We start from the raw sequence: 25,469 nt of genomic DNA on the forward strand, positions 1-25,469 counted from the left end.
GCACAACGGGTTAACCATTAACAAAATCACTTATGCGTGTAATTATTACAAAACGATTTCTGTTGTGTATGTTGCTGAGTGCTTTCACAGCACTGGTCTCCGCCCAGCAAAGAACTATCACAGGAACAGTAAAAGACGAAAAAGGAGAGCCAGTGCCCTTTGCCTCTTTCGTTGTGAGGGGAACGAAGACTGGCGGGCAGACCGCGCCAAACGGTTCTTTTAGGGTTGTAGTGCCGGGGAACACCGCTGTACTGGTGTTTTCATTTGTTGGTTATAAAACGAAGGAAGTGCCGGTAGGATCTGCTAATAGTCTTAATGTAACACTGGAGTCGGACAATAATGCTTTGTCGGAAGTGGTGGTGACGGCTCTTGGAATTAAAAGAGAAAGAAAATCGCTAGGGTACGCTATCCAGGAAGTTAAAGGCGAGTCGCTTGTGGAGGCAAGAGAGCCTAACCTTGCAAATGCACTTTCTGGAAAAGTATCTGGATTACAAGTTGTAAGGTCCTCGAATGGGCCGGCTGGATCATCGAAAATTGTGCTGAGGGGAAACAATTCTCTTACAGGGAGCAATCAGCCTTTGATTGTTGTTGACGGTGTTCCGGTAGATAATTTTACCGGAGCTACCAATAACGACTTTTATAACCCTTCCAACGATATGGGTAACGGGCTATCCGATATCAATCCTGAAGATATAGAAAGCATGACCGTACTGAAAGGTGGGTCGGCAGCTGCTTTGTATGGTTCACGTGCGGGGAACGGTGTGATTTTAATCACAACCAAGAGCGGGAGAGCGCAGAAAGGTCTCGGCATTAATGTGAATTCTTCATTTGGGGTGGAATCTATTTTTATGAAGCCTGAAATGCAGGATAGTTTTGGTCAGGGAGAGAATGGTACATTCAATCAAAGATCCCGTAGGAGCTGGGGGCCTAAAATCGAAGGCCAAAATGTTCAAAACTGGGACGGACGGCAAGTCCCCTTAACGTCATATGACAATCTTGGGAACTTTATGGAGAGGGGATCATGGTCCAATCAAAGTGTATCTCTGCAACAGCAGTATAAATCGACCTCTGTTTATACTTCATTCAATCATCTGGATAACAGTAGTATTATTCCAGGAGCTGAATTGAAGCGTACAAATTTAACTGCACGTGCAGTTAGCAAATTCGGAGAAAATGATCGCTGGACTGCTGATACAAAAGTTCAATACTCGAGAGCCGATGCAAAGAACAGACCAATTGGTGGCAATAGAAATGAAAACCCTTTTTACATAACTTATTTATTTCCCAGATCACTCAATATTACAGAGTTTGAAAATGCAGTCGATGGTAATAACAATATGTATTGGTATGGCGATGCTTCAACGGAGATCAACCCATATTGGAATACCAGATACAATACAAATAATGATGTCAGAGACCGTTATATCATGAGCGGGTCGCTAAAATATCAGTTTAATTCATGGTTAAGCGGGGAAATCAGAGGTGGCTCTGATATGTATTCAACAAATAATCAAGATAAATTGTATGGAGGGAGCCCTATTGCTGCAAACGGCAGATACTCTATTGGAAAAAATAACTTTCAGGAGACCAATTACAGCGCTCTGTTTACTGCTACAAAGGACAATGTGTTCGGTAAATTAGGAGGTACTGTAACATGGGGAGGTAATTTAATGAATCAGAAGTTCAGCCTTTTTGGTGCGTCTAGCGGGCTATTAAACGCTCGTGATTTCTTTTATATAAATAATGGCATCAATTCTCCTACAGTGACCGAGGATTTTTATGAAAAGAAGATCAATTCGCTTTACGGCTCGGTAGGGCTGAACTGGGACGGGTATGTCTTTCTTGATGGAACTTTAAGGAATGACTGGACTACTGCGCTAAGTCCCGACAATCAATCTTATTTTTATCCATCCGTTAACCTTTCAGTAGTCTTTACAGATATGCTTTCTAGAATGGGCAAGTCCTTACCTGCGTGGGTTAGTTTTGGAAAGATCAGGGCGTCGTACGCTGAAGTAGGGAATGACATGCTGCCGTATCAGTTATATAATACCTATACCATCGGCAAAGACCCTTTGGGCAATACTACAGCCACAAAAAATGGAACTTTGTTTGATCCCAATGTTAAGAATGAGTTAATCAAATCATATGAATTTGGTGCTGAAATGCGTTTCTTGAATAATCGATTCACATTCGACATTGCCTGGTATAAAACAAATTCACTTAACCAACTGATTGATTTACCGATGGATCCTCTCAGCGGATACAATCGAAGAAAGATTAATGCAGGGGATGTTGAGAACAAGGGATTTGAGGCACAGGTAAATGCCAGTGTATTGAATAATCCAAGGTCTTTAACATGGAACGTCGGTTTGAACTATTCAACAAACAAGAGTAAAATCAATCGGATCACAGACAATGTGACGCAATACCCTCTTGGTGGTTTTGATAATGTAAGCATTTTAGCTGTTACCGGCTCAGAGTATGGAGATATTTACGGTACAGCGTTTAGAAGAGTTACTGACGAGTCTAGCCCTTTCTATGGGGAGCTTCTGTTAACGGAAAACGGTTTGCCCGTGCATAATCCTGACCCCGTTAAATTAGGCAATCAACAGGCGTCCGGTTTACTAGGGGTAACAAACGCTGTTGCATACAGAGGCGTGTCACTTTCATTTTTAGTTGATGCGCGTTTTGGAGGTAAAATATTTTCTTCTACAAACGTGAACATGCAGAGGGCTGGTACTGCTGCTGTAACAGTCGTTAATGGCGCCCGTGAAGACATTATTGCAGATGGAGTAGTGTTAAACTCTTCTAATGAATACGTGAAAAATACGACTGGTGTTGATCCTCAGTTGTATTGGGAAGCAATAGGGATAAATAATTTAGGAATTACAGAAGCAAATCTTTATGATGCGACTAATATCAGGTTGAGAAATATACAACTCAACTATGATTTGCCAGCTAAATGGATTTCCAAAACGCCTTTGCAGAGAGCTCGTCTTGGCTTATCCTGTAACAATGTCTGGATGATCAAAAGCAATACGCATGGCATAGATCCCGAATCAGTGTTTGCTACAGGAACAAATGCCGTAGGCTTCGAAAATGGAAGTGCACCTACTACCCGCAGCTTTTTATTTAACTTAACATTAGGGTTCTAAATTAATCTGAGCGAAAATGAAAACTTTAATCAAAAATTCATATATACTTCTTACAGCGGGGCTATTGATAACATCCTGTAAGAAATTTGACGATCTGAATAACGACCCCTTAGCGGCGAGTGAAGAACAGGTTCAAATAGAATATTTTATAAATAATTCCATTATTGGCACCCAAATGGATCCTGGTGTGGCAGAGCGTTCATTTATTCTTTATTGGAAAACGGCGGCTCATCAACACAGTGTTTCTGGTTTCGCTACTGGTGGCTACGACGACGGATGGACCACAGAATATTATAACCAGATCTCTGGATGGTTGAATTCAATTAACTCTGCTATTGAGATCGCTCCCAAAAAGGTTGAGGCTGGTGTATCGAAGCCGTACGATAATAATCTTGTTCAGGTTGCGCGTATTTGGAGGGCTTATTTAATGAGTGAGATGTCTGATAACTTTGGACCAATAGCTGTTAATGCATTTCAGGGGGTCAATCCAGGTTTTGATAGTGAGAAAACTGTATATTATTATATTATGGACGAGCTGAAGGATGCGGTATCTAAAATCGATATTTCGGTAGTCAATCCATCGGGTCTCGACAAACTTGACGCTGCTTATGGCTATAATTACCAGAAATGGAAAAAGTATGGTAACTCGTTGCGTATGCGCCTTGCAATGCGCTTGTCTGAAGTAGATGCCGTTAAGGCGAAATCAGAGTTCGAAGCTGCTGCGGCTTCTGAAAATGACCTTATCATCACAATGGATGATGCATTCCAGGTGCAGGAAAGAGATGGTTGGGATCCTTTGGCTGGGGTAATGAGCCGTACATGGAACACACAATTAATTTCTGCTTCATTAAACAATATTTACCTCGGATTAGGTGGAGTTAAAACCGAGAACCAGGTGGCTGATTCTTTGCACTCCTATATCAGGCCTGCAAATTGGATGGGACTAAAGTTTGCAAACCACTTCACTACGCTGACCAATGATCCGTCCGCAGGATACTGGTTTGACGGCCTACCATATTCAATTGACCCACGAGCTTATAAAACCTTTATTATACCTGGGAATTTTTCTGATCCTAATTTTACCGATAATGGCACGGACTCAAAGACTACAAAAAGGAATTTGATGAGCGCCAATGGAGAAACTGTTGTAAAAGAAATAGAAGCAAAACATACCTGGAATGCAAGGGTTGCGGGTAATTGGGGTACTAAGGGTGTAATGAATCAGGTAGTAACATTCGAAGGTACAATGCCTCGTTTGAGCAGAAAGTTCAGAAATCATAGCATGAAGAGAATTTTCTTTGCTCCATGGGAGACTTACTTCTTGCTTGCAGAAGCTAACGTACGAGGATGGACAACGCCGGTTGGTGGTAGGGAAGCGTATGAAAAGGGCATCAGTTTGAATTTTTCTTATTGGGGTGTATCTGATTTTGTCGCTGATTATCTGCAATCGGCAAACTACAACAGAGTGGGCACCTCTGTTAGATGGGATCATACAACCGAACCTCCCGCAAGCTATACAATGAACTTTAAAGATGGTTATACAGGTACTGACGGTGTTGCGACTGTAATGTATCCTAAAAACGATCTGTATCAAAATGGGAATATCAAAAATGATCATTTAACAAAGATTATTACTCAGAAGTATCTTGCCCATATGCCTTATCTTCCATTGGAAGCATGGAATGATAAGAGAAGATTGGGCTTGCCGTTTTTTGAAAATCCAGCAGTAGAAACCCAGTTGGTTAATATGCCTGCTTTAACACAAGCAAATTATATGACGAGCAGAGTTCAGTTTTTTCCGCAACGCGTGAAATATCCATCTGGGCTGCCAAATACGAATCCGGCCGGATACAAACAAGCGGTTGACTACCTCGGAGGTTCTGACGCAGTTCTGACACCTCTTTGGTGGGCTAAGAAGCAGTAACGAGAAATCAGTAATGTGATATTAGAGGGAGGTACTTCATCTTTGGAGTGCCTCCCTTACTTGGTAAAATCGAAGTTTGGATTTTTTCATTGTACATTATTGTCGATTTCAGCAATGGCTAAATCGATATAGTCTAGTATCAACATCGACAGGAATTTTTAACTCAATTGTGAATGCATAGGTTATTATTATTGATATTTCTTTTTTCTTTTCAGGCTGGGCGGTTATTTTCCCAACAGAACGTCCATCCTCAATCCGCAGACTATCAATGGCCTACCGATCCTAAAGTAAGGCAGAAGCTCGATAAATGGCAGGATCAGAAATTCGGTATGGTCATTCACTGGGGGCTGTACGCAGTGCCGGGAATGATCGAGTCCTGGGCTCTATGCTCGGAGGATTGGATAGAAAGGGATAGCACGCAATCTTACGATGACTTTAAAAAGTGGTATTGGGGACTAAGTAAGGAGTTTAATCCAGTAAAATTTAATCCTAAACAATGGGCTAAAGCAGGGAAGGATGCCGGGATGAAGTATCTGGTGTTCACTACCAAGCACCATGACGGGTTCTGTATGTTTGATACAAAACAAACTGATTTTAGTATTGCGCAGGGGCCGTTTAAAAATAACCCACGTGCTGATGTGGCAAAATATGTTTTTGATGCATTCAGGAAGCGGGATTTTATGATTGGAGCTTACTTCTCCAAACCTGACTGGCATACTGAATACTATTGGTGGCCCAAGTATGCTACTCCGGATCGTAATAATAACTATGATATCAGAAAACACCCATGGAGATGGAATCAGTTCAAACAGTATACTTACAACCAGATAGGTGAACTGATGCATAATTATGGGGCTGTTGATATTTTATGGCTTGACGGGGGATGGGTGAGGCCATTGGAAACGGTGAATGAGGAAGTTAGATCATGGGGAGCCGCAATACCGGCATGGAGCCAGGATATAGATATGCCGGGGATAGCTTCGATGGCAAGAGAGGCTCAGCCTGGTCTTTTAATTGTCGACAGAACTGTACACGGGCCATATGAAAACTATCAGACACCTGAGCAGAAAATACCTGAAAAGCAACTGGATCATCCCTGGGAAAGTTGTATGACGCTGGGAAACGCATGGGGATATGTTCCAAATGATCAATATAAGTCTGCTTCTCAGGTTATTCATTCAATGATTGAGATCGTAGCTAAGGGTGGTAGCTTACTCCTTGGTGTGGGACCCGGGGCTGATGGTACTATTCCTACCGAAGCAATAAAGCGCCTTGAAGAAATTGGCAAGTGGACATCCGTCAATGGCAGAGCTATATATAATACCAGAATAACTAAGGCTTATAAAGATGAGGATACTTGGTTCACCCAAAGCAAAGATGGAAAAACCCGCTTTGCAATGGTGTGCCTGAAAGATGGATTTCGGTTGCCTAAGGTGATTTCCTGGAAAGGTAACATCCCGAGAAAGGGAAGTGAGATGATCTTCCTGGAAACAGGGAGCAAGGTAAAATGGACTACCGACGGCAATTCAGTGAAGGTAACTCTTCCCGGATCGGCAAAAGCAACACCTGCTTTAGCATTTTCATTCGAAGGAAGGTAAAGGGTATAAATATAATGCGAAAGGGGTTTTTATACATTTCGGTTTTATTGGTTTTTTTGTTTGATTCGGTGAGTGGACAAGTATCGTTTAAAGGACTTGATCACCTATTTACTGAACCGCGGCATTACGTTGCGCGTTATGTTCGTGAACCGCCCGTTATCGACGGAAATACTGAAGAGGATGTTTGGAAGAATGCACCGTGGACTGATTTTTTTAAGGATATTGAAGGGGACAAGAAACCCGATCCACCTTTGAAGACGAGGGTGAAAATACTTTGGAATGACACCTGTCTTTTTGTTGCTGCCGAACTTGAGGAACCTCATGTTTGGGCAAATATTTCGAAACGTGATCAGGTTGTTTTTTACGATAATGATTTTGAGGTGTTTATTGATCCTGATAATAATACTCATCAGTATTTTGAGATTGAAGTAAATGCCCTGAACACTATTTTTGATTTGTTCCTTTCAAAACCATACAGGAACAATTCGGGCGCGCTCATCAGCTGGGATGCTCCCGGCTTAAGGTCGGCGGTGAAGGTGTTAGGTACTATTAATCGTCCCTATGATACAGACAAGGGATGGACGGTGGAAATGGCGATTCCTTTCAAGGCTGTGACTATTGGTAATGATACGAAAGTTCCTGCTGATGGAGATTTATGGCGCATCAATTTTTCCAGAGTGGAGTGGGATAGTGAAGTGAAAAATGGTAGCTACCGGAAAAGGAAGGGTCCTGATGGAAAGAGCTTGCCTGAGCACAATTGGGTATGGTCGCCCCAGGGTGTGATTAATATGCATTATCCGGAACGATGGGGGTATCTGCTCTTTAGCAAAAGTGGATCAGCTTCATTTTCTATGCCTTATAGTGAACTGCAGAGACGGTATTTGTGGCTTGTATATTATCGCCAGAAGGAATACTTTGGAAGAACTAAGAGATACGCAAAGTCTTTGAAAGATTTGGGAATCAGCCCGGAAATTGAAATTGATAGCAAAATTAACAGGCTGACCATGTTTGCCTCGTCGAGTCAGTTTTGTGTGACAATTGATTCGGATAGCGGGGGCGCTGAGATTAATGAAGAAGGACTGGTACAAATTACAAGAACGGAATAATGACAAGCAGAAGGAATTTTCTTAAGTCGGGTTGCTTAGCCGGTATTGCTGCAGGAATATTACCTCTTTCTGAAGTAACAGGAGCAGTGAGTGAAAAGAAAAGCAGGAAGCACTGGGTATGGACGAACCCAAATAAGGAGGATACCTTAGCGCAACTAAAAACCCGGTACAATAGTTATTATAAGGCAGGCATTAGGGGGATTTTCTTTGAAAATGATAGCGAGTTGCACTTCGGAGCGGCTAAGTCAGAAGGGCTTGAAGCGCACCGATGGATGTGGACGATGAACCGGGGGGAGAAATCATTGCTCGCAGCTCATCCGGAATGGTATGCTGTAAACCGGAAGGGTGAGTCGTGTGCTGATAAACCTCCTTACGTTGATTACTATCGCTGGTTATGCCCTTCACGCGAGGAAGTAAAGCAATACCTTAAGGATGATGTTCAGAGTATTCTTAGTAAAGATTATGTTGATGGCATACATCTAGACTATGTGCGGTTTTGTGATGTTGTCCTTCCTGTAAACTTGTGGGACAATTACCATATAGAACAGACGCGTGAGCTTCCTGAATATGATTATTGTTATTGTGACGTGTGCAGGGAAAAGTTTAAAAAGTGGCGGGGTAAGGATATCAACGATATCAAGTATCCTGAAGCCAGTCTTTCCTGGCGCTTATTCAGGTATGAGGCCATAACCGATATTGTGAATGAAATTGCCGGTGTGGCATCCTCGCATAAAAAGCAGATCACGGCAGCTGTATTTCCGACGCCGGAGGTAGCGAGGAGAAATGTTAGACAGGACTGGACAAAATGGAACCTTACGGGTGTTTGTCCTATGATCTATCATGGTTTTTATAAAGAGGATGTGGCTTGGATCGGCGACGCCGTAGCCGAGGGTGTGAGGTTGCTTAACGGGAAGTTTCCACTTTATGCGGGATTGTTTATCCCTGATTTTAAGAGTAAAGATGAAGTTCGGAAGGGAATGGAGTATGCGTTGAGAAGTGGAGCAGCAGGAATTTCGCTGTTTGGAGATGTAACGGTTGAGGTACTCGAAGTGTTAGCAGAGACGACAAAGACCGTCTCATGAGAGTTGCTAAGTGCCGTTTCCCTTGATATCGAAGGGCTAGTTTTTAGCGTGATAAATTCAAGTATATTGGTTTATGAATAGTTGTGGTTTTGATCATTTACCTATATTTTTACAAAGCTAAAACGATAAACACTCTTGCGAATTCGCTCGGAAACTAAGAATCGGACGGCAGACTTCTATTTATAAATTATAAAGCTCGCGGTAGGACGGAGATTTAATAATAAAACAAACATGCATATATCAGGACAAATTTCAGGAACTTTGAGAAGCTACTTTCTTAGTTTGGCTTTTAGCCTTGTAATATTGAGTGCTTTTTCTCAGCAGAAGCAAAAAAAACATAAGTTGACGCTTAATAAACCAGAGAACCTCACAAGGTATGTTGACCCGTATATCGGTACCGGCTTTCACGGCCATGTATTCCTTGGCGCCAATGTGCCGTTCGGACTGGTTCAACTGGGTCCGGTCAACTTATCACAAGGCTGGGATTGGTGCTCTGGTTATCATTATTCTGATTCGACTATTGTTGGTTTCTCCCATACTCATTTGAGTGGAACAGGGATAGGCGACCTGGGTGATATAGCCCTGATGCCCGTGACAGGAGATGTACGCTTCTCCAAAGGAAATCTTAAAGATCCAAAAAGCGGATTTGTCTCTCTGTTTTCTCATAAGGAGGAGAAAGCAAGACCGGGATATTACTCTGTGAAATTAAAACGGTATGATATCAAAGCTGAACTTACTGCCACTGCGCGCGTTGGTTTTCATCGTTATACCTTTCCGAAATCGGAGAATTCGGGTATTGTTATTGACCTGAGACAGGGAATCGGTTGGGATCTGGCTAAAGAGACTTATTTGGAGAAGGTGAATGATACCACACTTGCAGGCTATCGTTTTTCTTCGGGTTGGGCTAAAGATCAGCGGATATGGTTTAGAATGGTGTTTTCCAAGCCGATGACCTCTTTCGTTGTTTCAGACAGCACCGCAGAAAAGAGTGGCAGCGCCTTGAAAGGACGATTTGTATTCGGAAAAGCTGGTTTTACAACGAAGGCAGGAGAAGTCATTCAGGTAAAGGTGGCACTGTCTCCTGTGAGCATTGAAAATGCGGGAGCTAATATGAAAGCGGAACTTCCGGGCTGGAACTTTGATAATACAGTTGTGGCTGCCGATGCTGCATGGAATAAAGAGCTGTCGAGAGCGCTGGTTCACTCTGCTGATCCTGCAAGGATGCGTACTTTCTATACGGCTCTCTACCATACTATGATTGCTCCTTCTTATTTTAATGATCATAATAAAGATTATCTCGGAACGGATAAGAAGGTGTATAGAAATGCTTCTTTTACAAACCTTACTACTTTTTCGTTGTGGGATACTTACCGCGCTGCTCACCCGCTATTTACTATTCTGCAGCCAGATAAGGTCAACGATATGATCAATACGATGCTGGCCATCTATAAGCAGCAAGGTAAGCTGCCTGTATGGCATCTGATGGGGAATGAGACAGATTGTATGGTTGGTAATCCTGGGATTATAGTAGTGGCAGATGCTGTGATGAAAGACTTTAAAGGCTTCGACACAAGCCTGGCTTTTGAAGCAATGAAAAATTCGGCAATGCTCGATGAAAGAGGTCTGAAGTATGTAAAGAAATACGGGTATATCCCGGCTGACAGTACTGTCGAGTCGGTGGCAATGGGACTTGAGTATGCCATTGCGGATTGGGGAATTGGTGCAGTAGCGAAGAAACTGGGTAAACAAGAGGACTTCCGATACTTTAACAAGAGAGGCCTTTATTACAAAAATTATTTCGATAAGGAGGTTGGTTTTATGCGTGGTAAGATTTCTGACAATGAATGGCGTACTCCTTTTAATCCTTTTGAATCTATCCATGGCAAGAATGATTATACCGAAGGTAACGCATGGCAGTACACCTGGCTTGCTCCTCAGGATCCGAAGGGATTAATTGAACTTTTGGGAGGTGAGGATCGGTTTACAAAGAAACTGGATTCGCTTTTTGTTATTCAGGGAAATCTGGGAGAGCATGCTTCGCCCGATATTAGCGGCCTTATCGGCCAATATGCTCATGGAAATGAGCCAAGTCACCATATTTCATATCTATATAATTTTGTTGGTCAGCCCTGGAAAACAGCTGATAAAGTGAGGCATATTCTTGATCACTTGTATACTGATAAGTTTGATGGTTTGTGCGGAAATGAAGATGTCGGCCAGATGTCGGCCTGGTATGTACTTTCTGCGCTGGGCTTCTACCAGGTAAATCCGGCGAACGGGATATATGTGATAGGTAGTCCGGTTATTGACGACGCAACTCTTCAGGTGGGGTCAGGTAAGACCTTCAGGGTTATAACTAAAAACAACTCTGCAGCCAACAAGTATGTGCAGCGCATCGTGTTGAATGGTAAAGAATATACTAAGTCGTATATTCATTACAAAGATATTGTAGCCGGGGGAACCATGACTATCGAGATGGGAAGCAAACCTTCTGCCTGGGGTACGAAGCCAGCGGAAAGACCTTTTTGAGTTGAAGGTTAAAAGTTAAGAGTTGAAAGTTGCGGAGTGATGCAATAGTAACAAGTTATTGATTTTTCTATGTTTGGTAAACTGGGTGTTTTTAAATGTATTGTGCCCGTAATGTCGGGTTTAGTTATCGCTCTTACTGCTGCAAAAGCACAGGACCGTTACGAGTTAAATTCGGGCTGGAAGATGGCTGCTGTGAAAGAAGTCAAGGAGTCAGGTACTGCGGTTTCTTTGAAAACCTATTCTCTGGCGAACTGGAAGCCGGCAGTTGTTCCGGGAACGGTTCTTACTTCGATGCTGGCGAATAATGAGGTCCCGGATCCCTTCTGGGGAATGAACAATGAGAAAATACCTGACATTTATCACACCGGAAGGGATTATTATACCTATTGGTTTACAAAAGATTTTAAGGAGAATTACCCATCTGGAGGGAAGCAGGTTTGGCTGACATTCAGAGGTATCAACTACAGCTGTGAGATATTCTTAAATGGTAAAAAAGTAAACGCCGAGCCGTATAAGGGAATGTTCTTACGGAAGACCTTCAACATCTCGAAGTTGCTGTCCCGGGACGGGAATAATCGTCTGGCTGTAATTGTATACCCTCCTGATCCGGTGGGAAACCCCAATGGCGGACAGGGCGGCGATGGAGTAATTGCAAGGAACGTGTCGCATCAGTATGTAGCAGGATGGGATTGGATCAGGCCTATCCGGGATCGCAACACAGGCATCTGGGATAAAGTTTATATCGAGAAAACCGGTTCCATAAATCTTAAAAATCCCCATATAGTCACTCTCGTTCCGGGTAAAAGGAATACGGACGGACTTCAGAAGTCTGCAACAGTGAAAGTGTCAGCAGAGCTCGAGAATGCAACGGACAGAAGAATAGAGGGCATTTTACAATATACTTTGGAAGGAACTAAGGTCTCGAAAAACGTAAGTGTGGCGCCGGGACGTAGTGTTACCGTTGAGTTACCCGATCATATCCTGAAGAATCCGCGTTTATGGTGGCCTGCGGGTTACGGAAAGCAGGATCTGTACGTTACAAACCTTCAGTTTATTGAAGGAGGAAAGATTGTTTCAGATAGTGAAAAGCTCAGTTTCGGAGTGAGGGAAATTCAGACAGAATGGAACGCGGATACAAAGAGCAAGCAAATACTGGTCAATGGTCAGAAGGTCTTTATTAAGGGTGGTAACTGGATTATTTCTGACGCGATGCTTCGTTTTACGAACGAACGTTACGATGCCGAGATCCGTTACCATCGGGATATGAACCTCAACCTCATCAGGATTTGGGGCGGAGCGCTGATAGAACGCCCTGAGTTTTATGAAGCCTGCGACAGGTATGGAATGCTGGTATTGCAGGATTTCTGGATGTCGGGCGACTGTAACGGACGCTGGGTAGACCCGATGAAGAAGGAAGATCAGTGGACAAGGAGACAGTACCCTGATGACCACCATCTTTTTCTTGAGTCGGCAGCAGACATGATTAAGATGGTGAGGAACCATCCTTCTCTGGCAATGTGGTGCGGAGGGAACGAAATCACTCCTCCGGAGGATATTCTGGTGCCTTTGAGAGATTCCATTCTTCCTAAACTGGACGGCACTCGCTGGTTTATTGACTATTCCAATTCGGATGAGATGTCGTATAATATAATCGGCGGCAACGGCGACGGGCCTTACACCATTCAGCCGGTCAGTTCCTTCTGGGAGAAACGTACTTTCCCTTTTAACTCTGAAGTAGGGTCAGTTGGTGTTGGAGATTACGAATCGCTCGAGAGATTCATCCCTAAAGAGAATATGAAAGTTCCTGTTCCAAGACCTGGTCAGCAGCCTTCGGAGGAAGCAGATTCTGTATGGACCTACCACACTTATACAGGTGTTGGTTATGAGCAGTCTATAGAGCCATATGGTAAGCCTTCGGATGTTCGCGATTTTGCGACCAAGGCGCAACTGGTTAATTACGACCAGTACCGGGGGCTTATGGAAGGATTTAGCTCTCATATGTGGGACTGGTATACCGGGGTTATTATCTGGAAAACGCAGAATCCATGGACTGCTATGCGCGGACAGATGTATGATTATTACCTTGATCCGAATGCTTGCTTATATGGGTTAAGGGCAGGTAGCCGTTCTCTGAATATTATGTGTAATCCTGTGGATGGAACGGTGATGCTTGTGAACAATGGTTTTAAACAGCAGCGGAACCTTATGCTGGCAATTAAAACGTATGATATGTCGGGTAAAGAAAAAATGATAACACAAGTCTTCGCCTATATTGAGCCATCGTCGGTTAAAAAGATCCTTTCTGTAAAGAAGGAGCTCGACGAACTTTCCAAGGAGGAAGGCGCATTTCTTTCTCTTCAGATACTTGATGAAAAACAGCAGGTGCTCTGCGATAATTTTTACTGGTATCCTAATCAAAAAGGGGAATACTCAGGCCTGAATAAAATGAAACAGGTCGCATTGGTTGCTGATGCAAAAGCTATTGGAAAAGGAAAGGTGGAGGTGAAACTAAAGAACCCTGCCGGAAACCCAGTGGCATTTTTTAATCGTATTTCTCTTCTTGATCCGGCCACGGGTAAAAGGATACTTCCCGCTTTCTATGACGATAATTACGTTTCGGTAATGCCGGGGGCCGAAAAGACGATAATCATAGAATATCCATCACCAGTGGCAAATCCGGTTCTCTCGGTAAAGGGATGGAATGTCAGCGAACAGAAGGCTACCATAAAATAATAAAATGAAGAAGGTTTTATTGTTTGCCCTGGTTGTATTAAGTACTGGCTTTTGTGTTAAAGGACAAAAGAAACCGCTGTACAAAGATCCTGCAGCTCCCGTTGAAAGCAGAATAAACGATCTGATCAGCAGGATGACTCTGGAAGAGAAGGTGGGACAGATATCGGTGCTTTTAGGATGGGAAATGTATGATAAGCAGGGTGAAAAAGTAGGGGTAAGCGCACAGTTCAAACAGGCACTTAAGGAGCAACAAACAGGAATGCTCTGGGCTACGTTAAGAGCTGATCCCTGGACGAAAAAGACCTTAAAAACGGGGCTGAACCCTGTGCTGGCAGCCAAAGCAACAAACGCCTTACAGAAATATGCCGTTGAAAATACACGGCTTGGCATTCCTTTATTGCTGGCCGAAGAATGTCCGCATGGTCATATGGCGATCGGGACCACTGTTTTTCCAACCTCTATCGGGCAAAGCAGCACCTGGAATCCCGCGCTTATCGAGCGTATGGCGTCGGCTATTGCTTCAGAAGCACGCTCTCAAGGCGCACATATTGGTTACGGACCAGTACTTGATCTTGCAAGAGAACCCAGGTGGTCGAGAGTGGAAGAGACATACGGCGAAGATCCGGTTCTGAACGGTGCGATGGGAATTGCTATGGTTAAGGGTTTTCAGGGAGGAAGCCTGAAGTCGGGTAAGAATGTGGTATCGACGCTTAAACATTTTGCTGCTTATGGTGTACCCGAAGGAGGGCATAACGGCGGAAGTATAAGTGTCGGCCTGAGAGAGCTGCATCAATCGTACTTACCTCCCTTTAAAGATGCCGTCAAAGCAGGCGCCTTGTCTGTAATGACTGCATATAATTCGATAGACGGCATTCCTTGCTCTTCCAACCCTGTTTTACTGAAAGATATATTGCGGAGGGATTGGGGCTTTAATGGATTTGTAGTTTCGGATCTCGGAAGCATAAGCGGCTTACTGACTAATCACCAGGTAGCTGCAAATGCTGAGGATGCTGCCACTCTTGCAATCAATGCCGGTGTCGATGCAGATCTAAGCGGGTATGGTTATGGGAAGGCGTTGATAGAGGCAGTGAAGGCAGGAAAAGTAAGCTCTGCTGTATTAGACACTGCTGTAGCACGCGTGCTGAGAATTAAGTTTTCCATGGGCTTGTTTGAGAATCCTTATGTTGATCCTGTAAAAGCAGGTAAAGAAGTTCGCAATAAAGATAATATTCAGTTGGCCCGCCGTGTTGCACAGGAATCGCTGGTCCTTCTAAAGAACGTGAATAATGTTCTTCCGTTGAAAAAAACGTTGAAGAGCATTGCTGTTATCGGTCCGAATGCCGACAATATATATAACCAGTTAGGTGATTATACAGCACCACAGGCCGAAGAGGCTGTCGTCACTGTGCTGGAAGGCATCAGAATGAAAGTGGAGAGTACCACAAGTGTTGACTATGTAAAGGGTTGCGCAATAAGAGACACTTCCGCTGATGAGATCGAACGAGCAGTAGATGCGGCAAAAAATGCTGATGTGGCTGTAGTAGTACTTGGCGGTTCGAGCGCCCGGGACTTTAAAACCGAATATCAAAGCACCGGCGCCGCTACTGCGAAAGCTTCAGATGTAGCAGTGAGCGATATGGAAAGCGGTGAAGGATTCGATCGTGCCAGCCTGGACCTAATGGGTAAACAGCTGGAGCTTTTAAAGGAGGTGGTTAAGACTGGAACGCCCGTAGTGGTTGTCCTTATAAAAGGGCGTCCTCTGAACCTCAACTGGATATCGGAGCATGTTCCTGTTATTGTTGACGCATGGTACCCTGGTCAGGAAGGAGGAAATGCAATAGCCGATGTTCTTTTCGGCGATTATAATCCTGCCGGTCGCCTGCCGGTTTCGGTACCGCGGTCGGTTGGGCAGCTACCGGTTTATTATAACCAAAAGAAGCCGGTACCTCACGACTATGTTGAAGTTAAGTCATCTCCGTTGTATTGTTTTGGTTATGGACTGAGTTACTCGAAGTTTGAGTACAGTGATCTGAGTATCTCAAAAGCGGATGATAGTAATGCTCCTCTTATCACCGTTCAATTTAAAATTAAGAATATTAGCTCCATACCAGGTGATGAGGTTGCTCAACTTTACGTCCGGGATAATGTTAGCTCTACCGTTTCTCCGGTGAAGCAGCTTAAGAAGTTTGAAAGGATCCATCTTCGTCCGGCAGAGCAGAAGACTGTTAAGTTTCAGCTAAAAGATTCAGAGCTGATGTTGCTAAATGCAGAAATGAAATGGTTGCTTGAGCCCGGGAGCTTTACCGTAATGGCGGGAGCCTCTTCAGAAGATATCAGGATCAATGGAAAATTGACAGTGGAAAATTGACAATTGACGGAGGACTGTTAAAATTGACAATTGACAAGGGACAATTGACAAGCGACGGTTCACGTTTTTTATTACCTTTACGAAACGATCTGTCATGCAGTTATCCTATCAAAGTGGATGCTGTAAAAGGTAATATATGAACAATAGCGCTCATCATCTTCTGTCAGAGTTTCAGTTACCTTTAAAAAGTCCGGTGCTGGTATTCTCCCTAATCCTGTTTATTATACTTCTTTCTCCGTTAATCTTAGGTAAAATAAAAGTTCCGGGGATCATTGGTTTTATAATTTCAGGCATAGTAGTGGGCCCAAATGGATTTAATGTCCTGGAGAAAAATTCTGCGATTGACTTATTCTCCACCATCGGCTTATTGTATATTATGTTCATAGCAGGGCTGGAACTTGATATGAATGAGTTTAAGAAGAAGAAGTACAAAAGTTTTGCATTTGGCTTCTTTACTTTTTCTATCCCTCTTCTTTTAGGTTTGCCGGTTTGTTATTACCTGCTTCATTTTTCGTGGCAGGCGTCTATTCTTACCGCCAGTATGTTTGCTACGCATACCCTTGTTGCGTACCCGGTGGTAACTAAATTTGGAATAACCAGGAATGAAGCGGTCGCTATCGCAGTGGGAGGTACTATACTTACCGATACTGCTGTGCTAATCATTCTGGCGGTGATAATAGGATCAGGAGACGGCAGCCTGAATTTTCAGTTCTGGATACAGCTGATCGTTTCGCTTATTATATTTTCGTTGGTCATGTTCATCGTGATCCCCCGCATCACCAAGTGGTTCTTTACAAGGCTGGAAAGTGAGAAAACGTCGCATTACATTTTCGTGTTGTCTGTTGTGTTCTTTGCAGCTTTCCTTGCTCAGGCAGCAGGAGTGGAGCCAATCATCGGGGCTTTCGTTGCCGGCTTAGCTCTAAACCGGCTTATTCCGGCTTCCTCGTCACTTATGAATAGAATAGAGTTTACCGGGAATGCGCTGTTTATTCCTTTTTTTCTGATCAGTGTAGGGATGATAGTAGATCTGAGGGTACTGCTTGAGGGGCCGCAGGCATTGATAGTAGCAGGAGTACTGACAGTGATGGCGGTTGTAAGCAAATGGCTTGCTGCATTTCTTACGGGTACGATCTTTAAGTACACTAAGGCGCAATCGCTGCTTGTTTTCGGTTTAAGCAGCGCTCATGCCGCAGCGACTCTTGCTATCATATTGGTAGGGTATAAAGCCGGCATTATTGACAAAAACATCCTGAACGGCACGGTCATCCTTATTCTGGCGACATGTATAATTGCTTCCTTTGCGACGGAACACGCAGCAAAGCAAATAGTAGCTTCAGAAGAAGATTACCAGCCAGAGAAAACTAATGACGAGTCGCCGGAGAACATTTTGATGCCGATTGCCAATTTTGATAACCTGGAATCCATGCTTGATCTTGCGGTGCTGCTGAAAGACAAAACATCACCACAGCCTATTCATCTTCTTTCGGTGGTTCATAACAATGAAGATGCTGAGAATAATCTTCGGATAGCGAGGAAAAGACTGGAGGGCTTATTGCATTATGCTTCCGCATCGGAAGCAGGGGTGGAAGTGCTCACCACTATAGATTACAATGCTGCCAGTGGGGTTGTACGGACATCGAGAGAAAAGGACGCATCGCTGATTATATCAGGCTGGCCCCGTAAAACAACCTTCCTTAACAAGTTTATGGGAGATAAAACAGAAACTATCATTGACAATACGGATAAAAATCTTTTCGTATGCCATTTAACCCGGCCAGTTGCTGTGCACGACAGGATTGTTCTGATATGTCCGCCATTTACAGAATTCGAGGCCGGTTTTTCTCTTTGGCTTTCAAAGGTGTGTGCGTTAGCTAAAGAGCTTTCAGCTCCAGTTTATTGCCATTGTTCTCTGCGGACAGAAAATGCGATCGTTAGTTTTCTGGATATAAAGAAAATTACAGTACATTTCAATTTTGTTGATAACAGCGACTGGGAGCATGCCGCCTCACTTAAAGGTTGGCTTAAGGCCGATGATCTTCTGGTTTTTGTAGCAGCTCGTAAAGAATCGCAGTCCTATCAGAAAACGTTTGAAGGCCTGCAAACCAAACTTGAACGTTATTTTAGTACTGTTAGTAAAATACTCGTATATCCCCAGGTAAATCCTTACACCTACAACAGTGCAGCGATTGGGATAACCGGCGAGCAGTAGCTACACTGCTGGATCTGGATTCAAAAAGATGATATATTTTATTATAATTCATCTATAAAATAAGTTTATCTTATTTTAGCTAAATTCTTTGGCATTCGAGTCCTTATCTTTGTATTATGTACGCTATAGTTGATATCGAAACAACAGGAGGTCATGCCTCTGCAAATGGCATAACGGATATTGCTATTTTGCTGCATGACGGAAAAAGCGTAGTACATCAATATGAAACATTAATAAATCCAGGCATTTCAATACCAGCTTATATTAGTGCCCTTACCGGTATAAGCGATGAGATGGTTAAAAATGCTCCATCATTTCGTGAAGTAGCGGCCGATATCTATCACCTGATCGGGGATAAGGTCTTTGTTGCACATAACGTTAATTTTGACTATTCCTTTCTAAAATATCATCTTTCTTTAGCTGGGTTTAACCTTCAATGTAAAAAACTATGTACCGTTCGCCTGGGTCGTAAGATATTCCCTGGTTTTAGCTCTTATAGCTTAGGCAAGCTTTGCAGCCGGCTTAATATCGTTCTGGAAAACAGGCACAGGGCCGGAGGGGACGCTCTGGCTACAGCAAAGTTGTTTTCAATGCTATTAGAGAAAGACGAAGACGGACACATATTGCAATTGCTGGGTCGGAGCTCAGCTGAACAGCGGCTACCGCCGTATTTGCAGAAAGAGGACATCGACAAGCTTCCTTTGTCACCGGGTGTTTACTATTTCAAGAACCAAAAAGGGGATGTTATTTACGTCGGAAAGGCAATAAATCTCAGAAAAAGAGTACTTTCTCACTTTACCGGAAATAATCCCGGGCGGCAACGCCAGGAGTTTCTGAAGAATATTCATTCCGTTAGTTTCACTGAATGCGGGACAGAACTTATGGCTTTTATTCTCGAGGCGGTAGAAATTAAGCGTATATGGCCGTCTAACAACCGGGCTATGAAACGTTTTGAACAATCCTTTGGACTTTATTTATATGAGGATCAACGAGGATATCTCAGGCTGATAATCGATAAAAAGAAAAAAGGCTCTTGTCCCTTATTTTCATTTAACAGTTTACTGGAAGGAAGGAACATTCTTATTTCGCTAACGAAGAAGTTTGACCTTTGTCCTAAGCTTTGTTTCATACAACGGAATAATGAATGCTGCAATGGTATTTTGTCTAATTACTGTCGCGGTGCATGTAACGGAGACGAAGGTAGTGCAGAATATAACGCCAGGGTACGACAGGCTTTGGAAGACCTTAAGACCGCTTTGCCTTCGTTTATGTTGTTAGATAAAGGCCGTACCGTAGAAGAGCAGAGCATAATACTTATGGAACAGGGGAATGTTTACGGAATGGGGTATCTTCCCCGCAATTATACCATTAGCGACATAAATTCCGTTAAAACGTTATTACATCCGCATCCTTCGAATGATTATATACGAAATATGGTATTGAACCATGCATCCCGGTTCCCGGAAAAGGTGAGACTTTAGAATCAAGTATCTAGTATCAGGAATCAAGATTCGAGTATCAGGATTCAAGAATCAGGAATCAGGATTTGAGTATGAAGAATCAAGAATCAAGAACGAGGGAGCTGGTATCAGGAATCAAGATTTAAGAAGCGGGAATGGGGTAATTGTAGTAGAAAACAAACGTGTTGGTTTGTAAGTTATTTGTTGCGGTGTTAACAACGTTTAAATGAGTTACTCTTTTCGGAATACAATGAAAAGGAAAGTGATTATCGCTTTTGGAGTGGGGCTTCTGGCTCTTATTCTGGCCTGGGCGGTAAGCAAAATTGCTTTTAAAGAAATGCTGGCGACCGTTCAGAGCATTTCCACGCCCGACGAAAGGCTGAAGATTGTTAATGACCTTTTTAGAGATATCACTAAACTTGATCAGCTCCAGCGTTCTCAGGCTTTTCAACGAAAACCGGGCTCTTATAAAGTCTTCCTTAAGGAATCAGATTCTCTGCGGGCAACAATGGATTCCCTTCGCCGCCTTTATGCTTATGATACCATTCAGGTAAAACGGATCGACAAAATGAAGAGTTTGCTCAGGGAGAGGGACAGGCTGTTTATGAGTTATATAAAGGTTCGGGAGGGATTGGTAAATGGCAGAGACTTCGCCAGGCAGTTAAGCTCCCTTAGCGGCCTTATTGATAAGAGTTCTTCTGAAATTGATAGTACTATCGTTACCACAGAGCAGAAGTTCTCGACGACGAGAGTGGCAGAGCAGGACGACAGCAGAAAGAACAGAGACCGCGGGATCTTTAACCGGATATTTGGCAGGAAAAAAAACGATAAGAATCCTGAGATGGTGAAGGAGGAAGTGAGTATCACCGTGGACACCCTTGCGAGAGCTAATTCAGATAGCGTGATACATGCTATGGAGAAAGCTGTCGAGAGGATTGCCAAACGTCAGAAACAGCGTCGGGTAAGCTTTATCAATCGCGAAATTGAGCTTTCTAACGCTGGAAATATTCTTATTAATCAAATGCTGGTCATTCTCCAGCAAGTAGAAAAGGAAGTGATCAGGCAGGTTGATCTGAATAATAGTAAAGCTACTGCAGTTGTCAACAGAAGTGCCAGAAGCATTGAACTGATTATGCTCGCTTTTATACTGATAACGGCGTTACTTGCTTATCTTATACTGACCGATATAAGCCGAAGTAATACCTACCGTGAGGAACTGGAAATGGCTAAGGATGAGGCCGAATACCACGGTATGGCGAAACAACGGTTCCTTTCGAGTATGAGCCATGAAATTCGTACTCCCCTGCAATCGATTATTGGTTACGCCGAACAGATCAAGGATAATGATAAGCCTGCTAAAGAGGACATCAATGCGATATATCATTCATCGATACACCTGCTTCATATCGTGAACGAGGTGCTTGATTACAGTCGTATCGTATCAGGAAGATTTAAGTTTACCAGAAGCACGTTCAGTATCTGGCGCCTTTTAGATGAAGTAATGACAATTATGAGACCCCAGGCGGAAAGGAAGTCGCTAAAACTGGCCCTCTATACCAACATCACCGAGACCGATTTAATAACGGGGGATCCTTTCAGGTTAAAGCAAATACTAATAAACCTGCTGGGTAATGCTATCAAATTTACGGAGAAGGGTGAAGTTTCCTTAACTGTAAGTAATAAGGATATTAAACGAAGAAGCTATTTTACGTTTGCTGTAAAAGATACAGGTGTTGGCATTGCTCAAGAGGACCTGAATAACATCTTTGAGGAATTTGAGCAGGCAGACGCGACGGCTGCGAATAATGCGAATGGTACCGGATTAGGCTTGAGTATCGTAAAGGCCCTGACAGAGGGACAAGGTGGGAGAGTTGAAGCAGAAAGTGAACCTGGCAAAGGATCCTGTTTTACCGTAAAGCTTCGATTCGCCATTCCAAAAGCGACGGTTGTTAAGTCGCTTGAACCGAAAGATCCATTTGTGAGGAGTTTTAGCGGGCAGGTCTGGATCGTTGATGACGATCAGTTTATCCTTCAGCTTTGCTCGTCTGTTTTCAATAAGAATGGCATTACACATTCCTGCTTTACGTTGCCCCGGGATGTACTTGCACAGCAGCCACCCGATGATCTCAAGGTTGTATTTATGGATATGCGTATGCCCCAGATGAATGGAGCAGAACTTTGTAAATTGCTTCGCGAAAAGATTCCCTCCTATGTGAAAATCTATGCTTTAACTGCGCAGGCACTACCTGATGAGCGATCGTCGATTCTTTCGCAGGGCTTTGACGGCTTGCTGATGAAGCCCTTTAGAGAGTCGGAATTACTTAGCTTGTTATTTAACCAGCAGGGAGTTGAGGGCAAGAAGGAAGAGCCAATAAGCGCGAATGTTGACCTTTCGGCCGTTGAAAAGATGGCCTATGGTGATAAAGACCTTATTAAAAAGATTATCCAGCGCTTTGAAGATGATACTTTAGTCGACTTGGGTCAGCTTAAAATAGCAATGGAAAGGGATCAAATCTCGGAAGTGTCGTTATTATTGCATCGTATAGCAGGGAGGACCGCCCAGATTGGTGCAAAAGATCTGGCTGCTAAGTTCAGGGCCGAAGAGATAATGATTCACAATAGTAATACCCTGCATAACGAGCAGAAAAAGAGGATCTATTTGTATGCAGGAGAGCTAAATGAGCTGAAGTTCTAGTTTGGGCATATATACCAGCTATTCAATCTGATACTTTTCCATCTTATTATATAAGGTCGTGCGGTCAATATTAAGGAGCTTTGCCGCCTGCGATTTGTTATATTTCACCTTTCTAAGGGTTTCTGTAATCAATTCTTTTTCTGTTGCTTCATTAATGGCTTTAAGATCGGTCCCTGAAGGTTGTTTAACAGGCTGATTAACGGAAGCTATCATTTCTTCAGGCAGAGATTCTATCCCCGCTTCTTCACCCCCCGAAAGCAGCACCATTCTCTTAATGACATTTTTTAATTCGCGCAGATTGCCCGGCCAATCGTATTGTTTGAAAATGTCATTTACCTGCGGGGAAAGTTTTTTGACATTTCGATCGAGTTCGATGTTGGCCAGAGTAATAAAATGCTTGATGAAAACCTGAAGATCGTTATCCCTGCTCCGCAAAGAAGGTACCTGTATTTTGAACTCATTGAGGCGGTGATAAAGGTCCTCGCGGAACTCACCCCTGGAAACACTGCTTAATAAGTCGTCATTTGTAGCTGTAATAATTCTCACGTCGACCTTAATCTGCCTGGTGCTTCCCAGTGGTTGTATAACCCGTTCCTGCAAGGCCCGCAATAATTTTACCTGAACTTCATAGCTCAGATTGCCAACTTCGTCAAGAAAAAGAGTACCGCCGTTTGCAGTCTCAAATTGTCCTTTTTTGTCTTGTAAAGCTCCGGTGAAAGCGCCTTTGACATGTCCGAACAGTTCGCTTGCAGCGAGATCTTTAGATAAAGACCCGCAGTCGATGGCTACAAAGGGCATCGAAGCTCTTTTGCTAAGCCGATGTATAGAACCGGCAACATACTCTTTACCTGTCCCGCTTTCTCCCTGAATAATTACTGACATAGCAGTAGGCGCAACCAGTTGAATATATTCATGGAGTTTTTTTGAAGCATCGCTTTCGCCCTCAATAAAAGCCGGTAAAACATCCTGGCGTTTAACAGGGGCAGACTCTTTCCTTTCAAGAGCCTCATTCAGGATCATCGCCAACTCGTCAGGGTTAACGGGTTTCGTTATGTAATCGAGAGCTCCGGACCTGATCGCCCGGACAGCGGTGCGGACATCATTAAAGCTTGTCATGATTATTACAGGGACGTTCTGATCTTTTTCCCTTGCAGCGACCATTACGTCAAGCCCGTTTCCGTCAGGAAGCCGGTAGTCAAGCAGTAAGACATCATACTTTTTGGAATCTAAGGCTTTAATACTGCTCTTAACATCGTGGGTGGTAACAATCTGATGTCCCTTTTTTTGAAGGAAGTTCTCCAGGATCATCGAGAAAGTGGTGTCGTCTTCTACTAACAGGATATTCGCCATACTCTAAAAACGGCTTTTAGGCCATGAACAAAAATAACAAAAGCATAGTACCCTGGCATTCTTAACAGAACAAATTTGTTTAAAATGGCAAAGATGTAACTATGCTCCGTGGTAATGTCATAAAAAAAGGGTGCCCAAATAGAATGGCACCCTTCTTCAATGTTATCGAAGTTAGGCAGTGTATTGAATCTCGAGAGTCTGAATGTTTCTCAGACAATCATTTATACCATCACGCTGGCTGACCAGAATCTGCCTTACTTCAGGGCTTAGGTCATTGTCTTCAAGTGCGTTATCATAAGCTTCTACTGCTGCTTTCTCTCCGGTTATACAAGCCTCTAATATCGCCTTATTATCATTAGATGATAAAGCTGCTTTTATATCCATCCATGTTCGGTGAAGGACACCAATAGGGCCGCCACTTTCATTGTCAGGATCGGCATTGCATTGTTGGATGCATGTTTTGAGCTGCATTTCAAACTCTGCCCTCTGAATAGAATATGTGGTAAAAATGCCCTTCAATTCAGCTGAGTCTGCATTATCGGACGCAGTTCTGTATCCCTCTTTTCCGTCATTACAGATCGAAAGAAGATGTTTAAGATTTGCGACCGATTTTTCATTTGAAATTTCCATAATATACCTCCAGGCTATTCTTTTTCGGCGCCTGCTGACTCATTTACAAATCCTTCTGCAATTTGGGTCAGCTTTACGTCGGTATTTTTCTCTTCGTTAAGAGTTTGTTCAAGCAGGCTGGCTGCTTCTGACATTCCTAACGTATTCGCAAGAGTTTTAAGGGTACCTTAAGAAGCAATTTCATAGTGCTCAATTTTCTGTGCCGATGAGATTATTGCTGCGTCACGGGTCATACTGCCATCTTCAGTCTCTTCCAGCATTGTTTTTCCTTCTTCAACGAGACCCTCCATAGCTTCGCATTTTTTTCCTGCGGCTTTTACTCCCAATAGTTCAAACACCTGCTCTAATCTTGAGATTTGATTTTCTGTTTCGGTCAAATGTTGTTCTATGGAAGATCTGAGCTCTTCGGATGTCGCTCCTTTTGCCATTTTAGGAAGAGCTTTAGCAAGGTGCTTTTCAGCCCAGTAGATATCTTTTAATTCGTCTTTGAATAAATTCATAAGTCCCGATTCTTCAATGGGAGCGCTGGTTGATTTTGAATCCTGTTTTTTCATAGTATTTAAGTTCTAAGTTTTATATCGAATTAAACATGGTACCAGTTAAAGAGTTTTATAAAGTTGAATTTTATAG

13 protein-coding genes and 1 pseudogene are annotated in these 25,469 nt (G+C 43.2%); 11 read left to right on the forward strand and 3 right to left on the reverse strand.

Annotated elements, in window-relative coordinates; translation table 11 throughout:
• Positions 1-32: 32 nt before the first annotated feature.
• The 11 genes from BDE36_RS07985 (at position 33) to BDE36_RS08035 (ending at position 22,859) form a co-directional block, all read left to right on the forward strand.
• Positions 33-3,155 (forward strand): SusC/RagA family TonB-linked outer membrane protein, encoded by a 3,123-nt coding sequence (locus BDE36_RS07985; RefSeq protein WP_141814447.1) that lies wholly within the window; start codon positions 33-35, stop codon positions 3,153-3,155.
• A 16-nt stretch (positions 3,156-3,171) separates the two neighbouring features.
• Complete coding sequence (locus BDE36_RS07990; protein WP_141814448.1) at positions 3,172-5,079, forward strand: SusD/RagB family nutrient-binding outer membrane lipoprotein; 1,908 nt, start codon at positions 3,172-3,174, stop codon at positions 5,077-5,079.
• 173 nt (positions 5,080-5,252) lie between these two features.
• Positions 5,253-6,677, forward strand: coding sequence for an alpha-L-fucosidase (locus tag BDE36_RS07995; protein WP_141814449.1), 1,425 nt, complete (start codon positions 5,253-5,255; stop codon positions 6,675-6,677).
• Positions 6,678-6,745: 68 nt separating this feature from the next.
• Positions 6,746-7,783, forward strand: a complete 1,038-nt coding sequence (locus BDE36_RS08000; RefSeq protein ID WP_211360915.1) for a carbohydrate-binding family 9-like protein — start codon at positions 6,746-6,748, stop codon at positions 7,781-7,783.
• Positions 7,783-8,865 (forward strand): family 10 glycosylhydrolase, encoded by a 1,083-nt coding sequence (locus BDE36_RS08005; RefSeq protein WP_141814450.1) that lies wholly within the window; start codon positions 7,783-7,785, stop codon positions 8,863-8,865. Before BDE36_RS08000 ends, BDE36_RS08005 begins: the two co-directional genes overlap by 1 nt.
• Positions 8,866-9,096: 231 nt before the next feature.
• Positions 9,097-11,394 (forward strand): GH92 family glycosyl hydrolase, encoded by a 2,298-nt coding sequence (locus tag BDE36_RS08010; RefSeq protein WP_141814451.1) that lies wholly within the window; start codon positions 9,097-9,099, stop codon positions 11,392-11,394.
• A 111-nt stretch (positions 11,395-11,505) separates the two neighbouring features.
• Positions 11,506-14,127, forward strand: coding sequence for a glycoside hydrolase family 2 protein (locus BDE36_RS08015; protein WP_141814452.1), 2,622 nt, complete (start codon positions 11,506-11,508; stop codon positions 14,125-14,127).
• Positions 14,128-14,131: 4 nt separating this feature from the next.
• Positions 14,132-16,495, forward strand: coding sequence for a glycoside hydrolase family 3 N-terminal domain-containing protein (locus BDE36_RS08020; protein ID WP_141814453.1), 2,364 nt, complete (start codon positions 14,132-14,134; stop codon positions 16,493-16,495).
• A 136-nt stretch (positions 16,496-16,631) separates the two neighbouring features.
• Positions 16,632-18,704: a cation:proton antiporter gene (locus tag BDE36_RS08025; RefSeq protein WP_141814454.1), complete on the forward strand. Its 2,073-nt coding sequence runs from the start codon at positions 16,632-16,634 to the stop codon at positions 18,702-18,704.
• Between the two features lie 116 nt (positions 18,705-18,820).
• On the forward strand, positions 18,821-20,185 hold the full coding sequence (locus tag BDE36_RS08030; protein WP_141814455.1) for an exonuclease domain-containing protein: 1,365 nt from the start codon (positions 18,821-18,823) through the stop codon (positions 20,183-20,185).
• Positions 20,186-20,390: 205 nt separating this feature from the next.
• Positions 20,391-22,859 carry an ATP-binding protein gene (locus tag BDE36_RS08035; RefSeq protein ID WP_141814456.1) on the forward strand — a complete coding sequence of 823 codons (2,469 nt, stop codon included), beginning with the start codon at positions 20,391-20,393 and terminating at the stop codon, positions 22,857-22,859.
• An 18-nt stretch (positions 22,860-22,877) separates the two neighbouring features.
• Here the strand turns inward: BDE36_RS08035 and BDE36_RS08040 are convergent, their stop codons facing one another.
• The 3 genes and pseudogenes from BDE36_RS08040 to BDE36_RS08050 all read right to left on the reverse strand — a co-directional run bounded on the left by BDE36_RS08040 (position 22,878) and on the right by BDE36_RS08050 (position 25,393).
• A complete protein-coding gene (locus tag BDE36_RS08040; RefSeq protein ID WP_128769399.1) occupies positions 22,878-24,209 on the reverse strand; it encodes a sigma-54-dependent transcriptional regulator in 1,332 nt (443 codons plus the stop codon).
• Positions 24,210-24,380: 171 nt separating this feature from the next.
• Positions 24,381-24,839: a ferritin-like domain-containing protein gene (locus BDE36_RS08045; RefSeq protein ID WP_141814457.1), complete on the reverse strand. Its 459-nt coding sequence runs from the start codon at positions 24,837-24,839 to the stop codon at positions 24,381-24,383.
• 14 nt (positions 24,840-24,853) lie between these two features.
• Positions 24,854-25,393 (reverse strand): annotated as a pseudogene (locus BDE36_RS08050) (YciE/YciF ferroxidase family protein).
• Positions 25,394-25,469 lie beyond the last annotated feature (76 nt).

Source organism: Arcticibacter tournemirensis (genome assembly GCF_006716645.1).
Classification (GTDB): domain Bacteria; phylum Bacteroidota; class Bacteroidia; order Sphingobacteriales; family Sphingobacteriaceae; genus Arcticibacter; species Arcticibacter tournemirensis.

Coding starts and splice junctions, on each gene's coding strand:
- BDE36_RS07995 (WP_141814449.1), top strand. CDS start 5,253: ATGCATAGGTTATTATTATTGATATTTCTTTTTTCTTTTCAGGCTGGG.
- BDE36_RS07990 (WP_141814448.1), top strand. CDS start 3,172: ATGAAAACTTTAATCAAAAATTCATATATACTTCTTACAGCGGGGCTA.
- BDE36_RS08005 (WP_141814450.1), top strand. CDS start 7,783: ATGACAAGCAGAAGGAATTTTCTTAAGTCGGGTTGCTTAGCCGGTATT.
- BDE36_RS08040 (WP_128769399.1), bottom strand. CDS start 24,209: ATGGCGAATATCCTGTTAGTAGAAGACGACACCACTTTCTCGATGATC.
- BDE36_RS07985 (WP_141814447.1), top strand. CDS start 33: ATGCGTGTAATTATTACAAAACGATTTCTGTTGTGTATGTTGCTGAGT.
- BDE36_RS08015 (WP_141814452.1), top strand. CDS start 11,506: ATGTCGGGTTTAGTTATCGCTCTTACTGCTGCAAAAGCACAGGACCGT.
- BDE36_RS08030 (WP_141814455.1), top strand. CDS start 18,821: ATGTACGCTATAGTTGATATCGAAACAACAGGAGGTCATGCCTCTGCA.
- BDE36_RS08020 (WP_141814453.1), top strand. CDS start 14,132: ATGAAGAAGGTTTTATTGTTTGCCCTGGTTGTATTAAGTACTGGCTTT.
- BDE36_RS08045 (WP_141814457.1), bottom strand. CDS start 24,839: ATGGAAATTTCAAATGAAAAATCGGTCGCAAATCTTAAACATCTTCTT.
- BDE36_RS08035 (WP_141814456.1), top strand. CDS start 20,391: ATGAGTTACTCTTTTCGGAATACAATGAAAAGGAAAGTGATTATCGCT.
- BDE36_RS08010 (WP_141814451.1), top strand. CDS start 9,097: ATGCATATATCAGGACAAATTTCAGGAACTTTGAGAAGCTACTTTCTT.
- BDE36_RS08025 (WP_141814454.1), top strand. CDS start 16,632: ATGAACAATAGCGCTCATCATCTTCTGTCAGAGTTTCAGTTACCTTTA.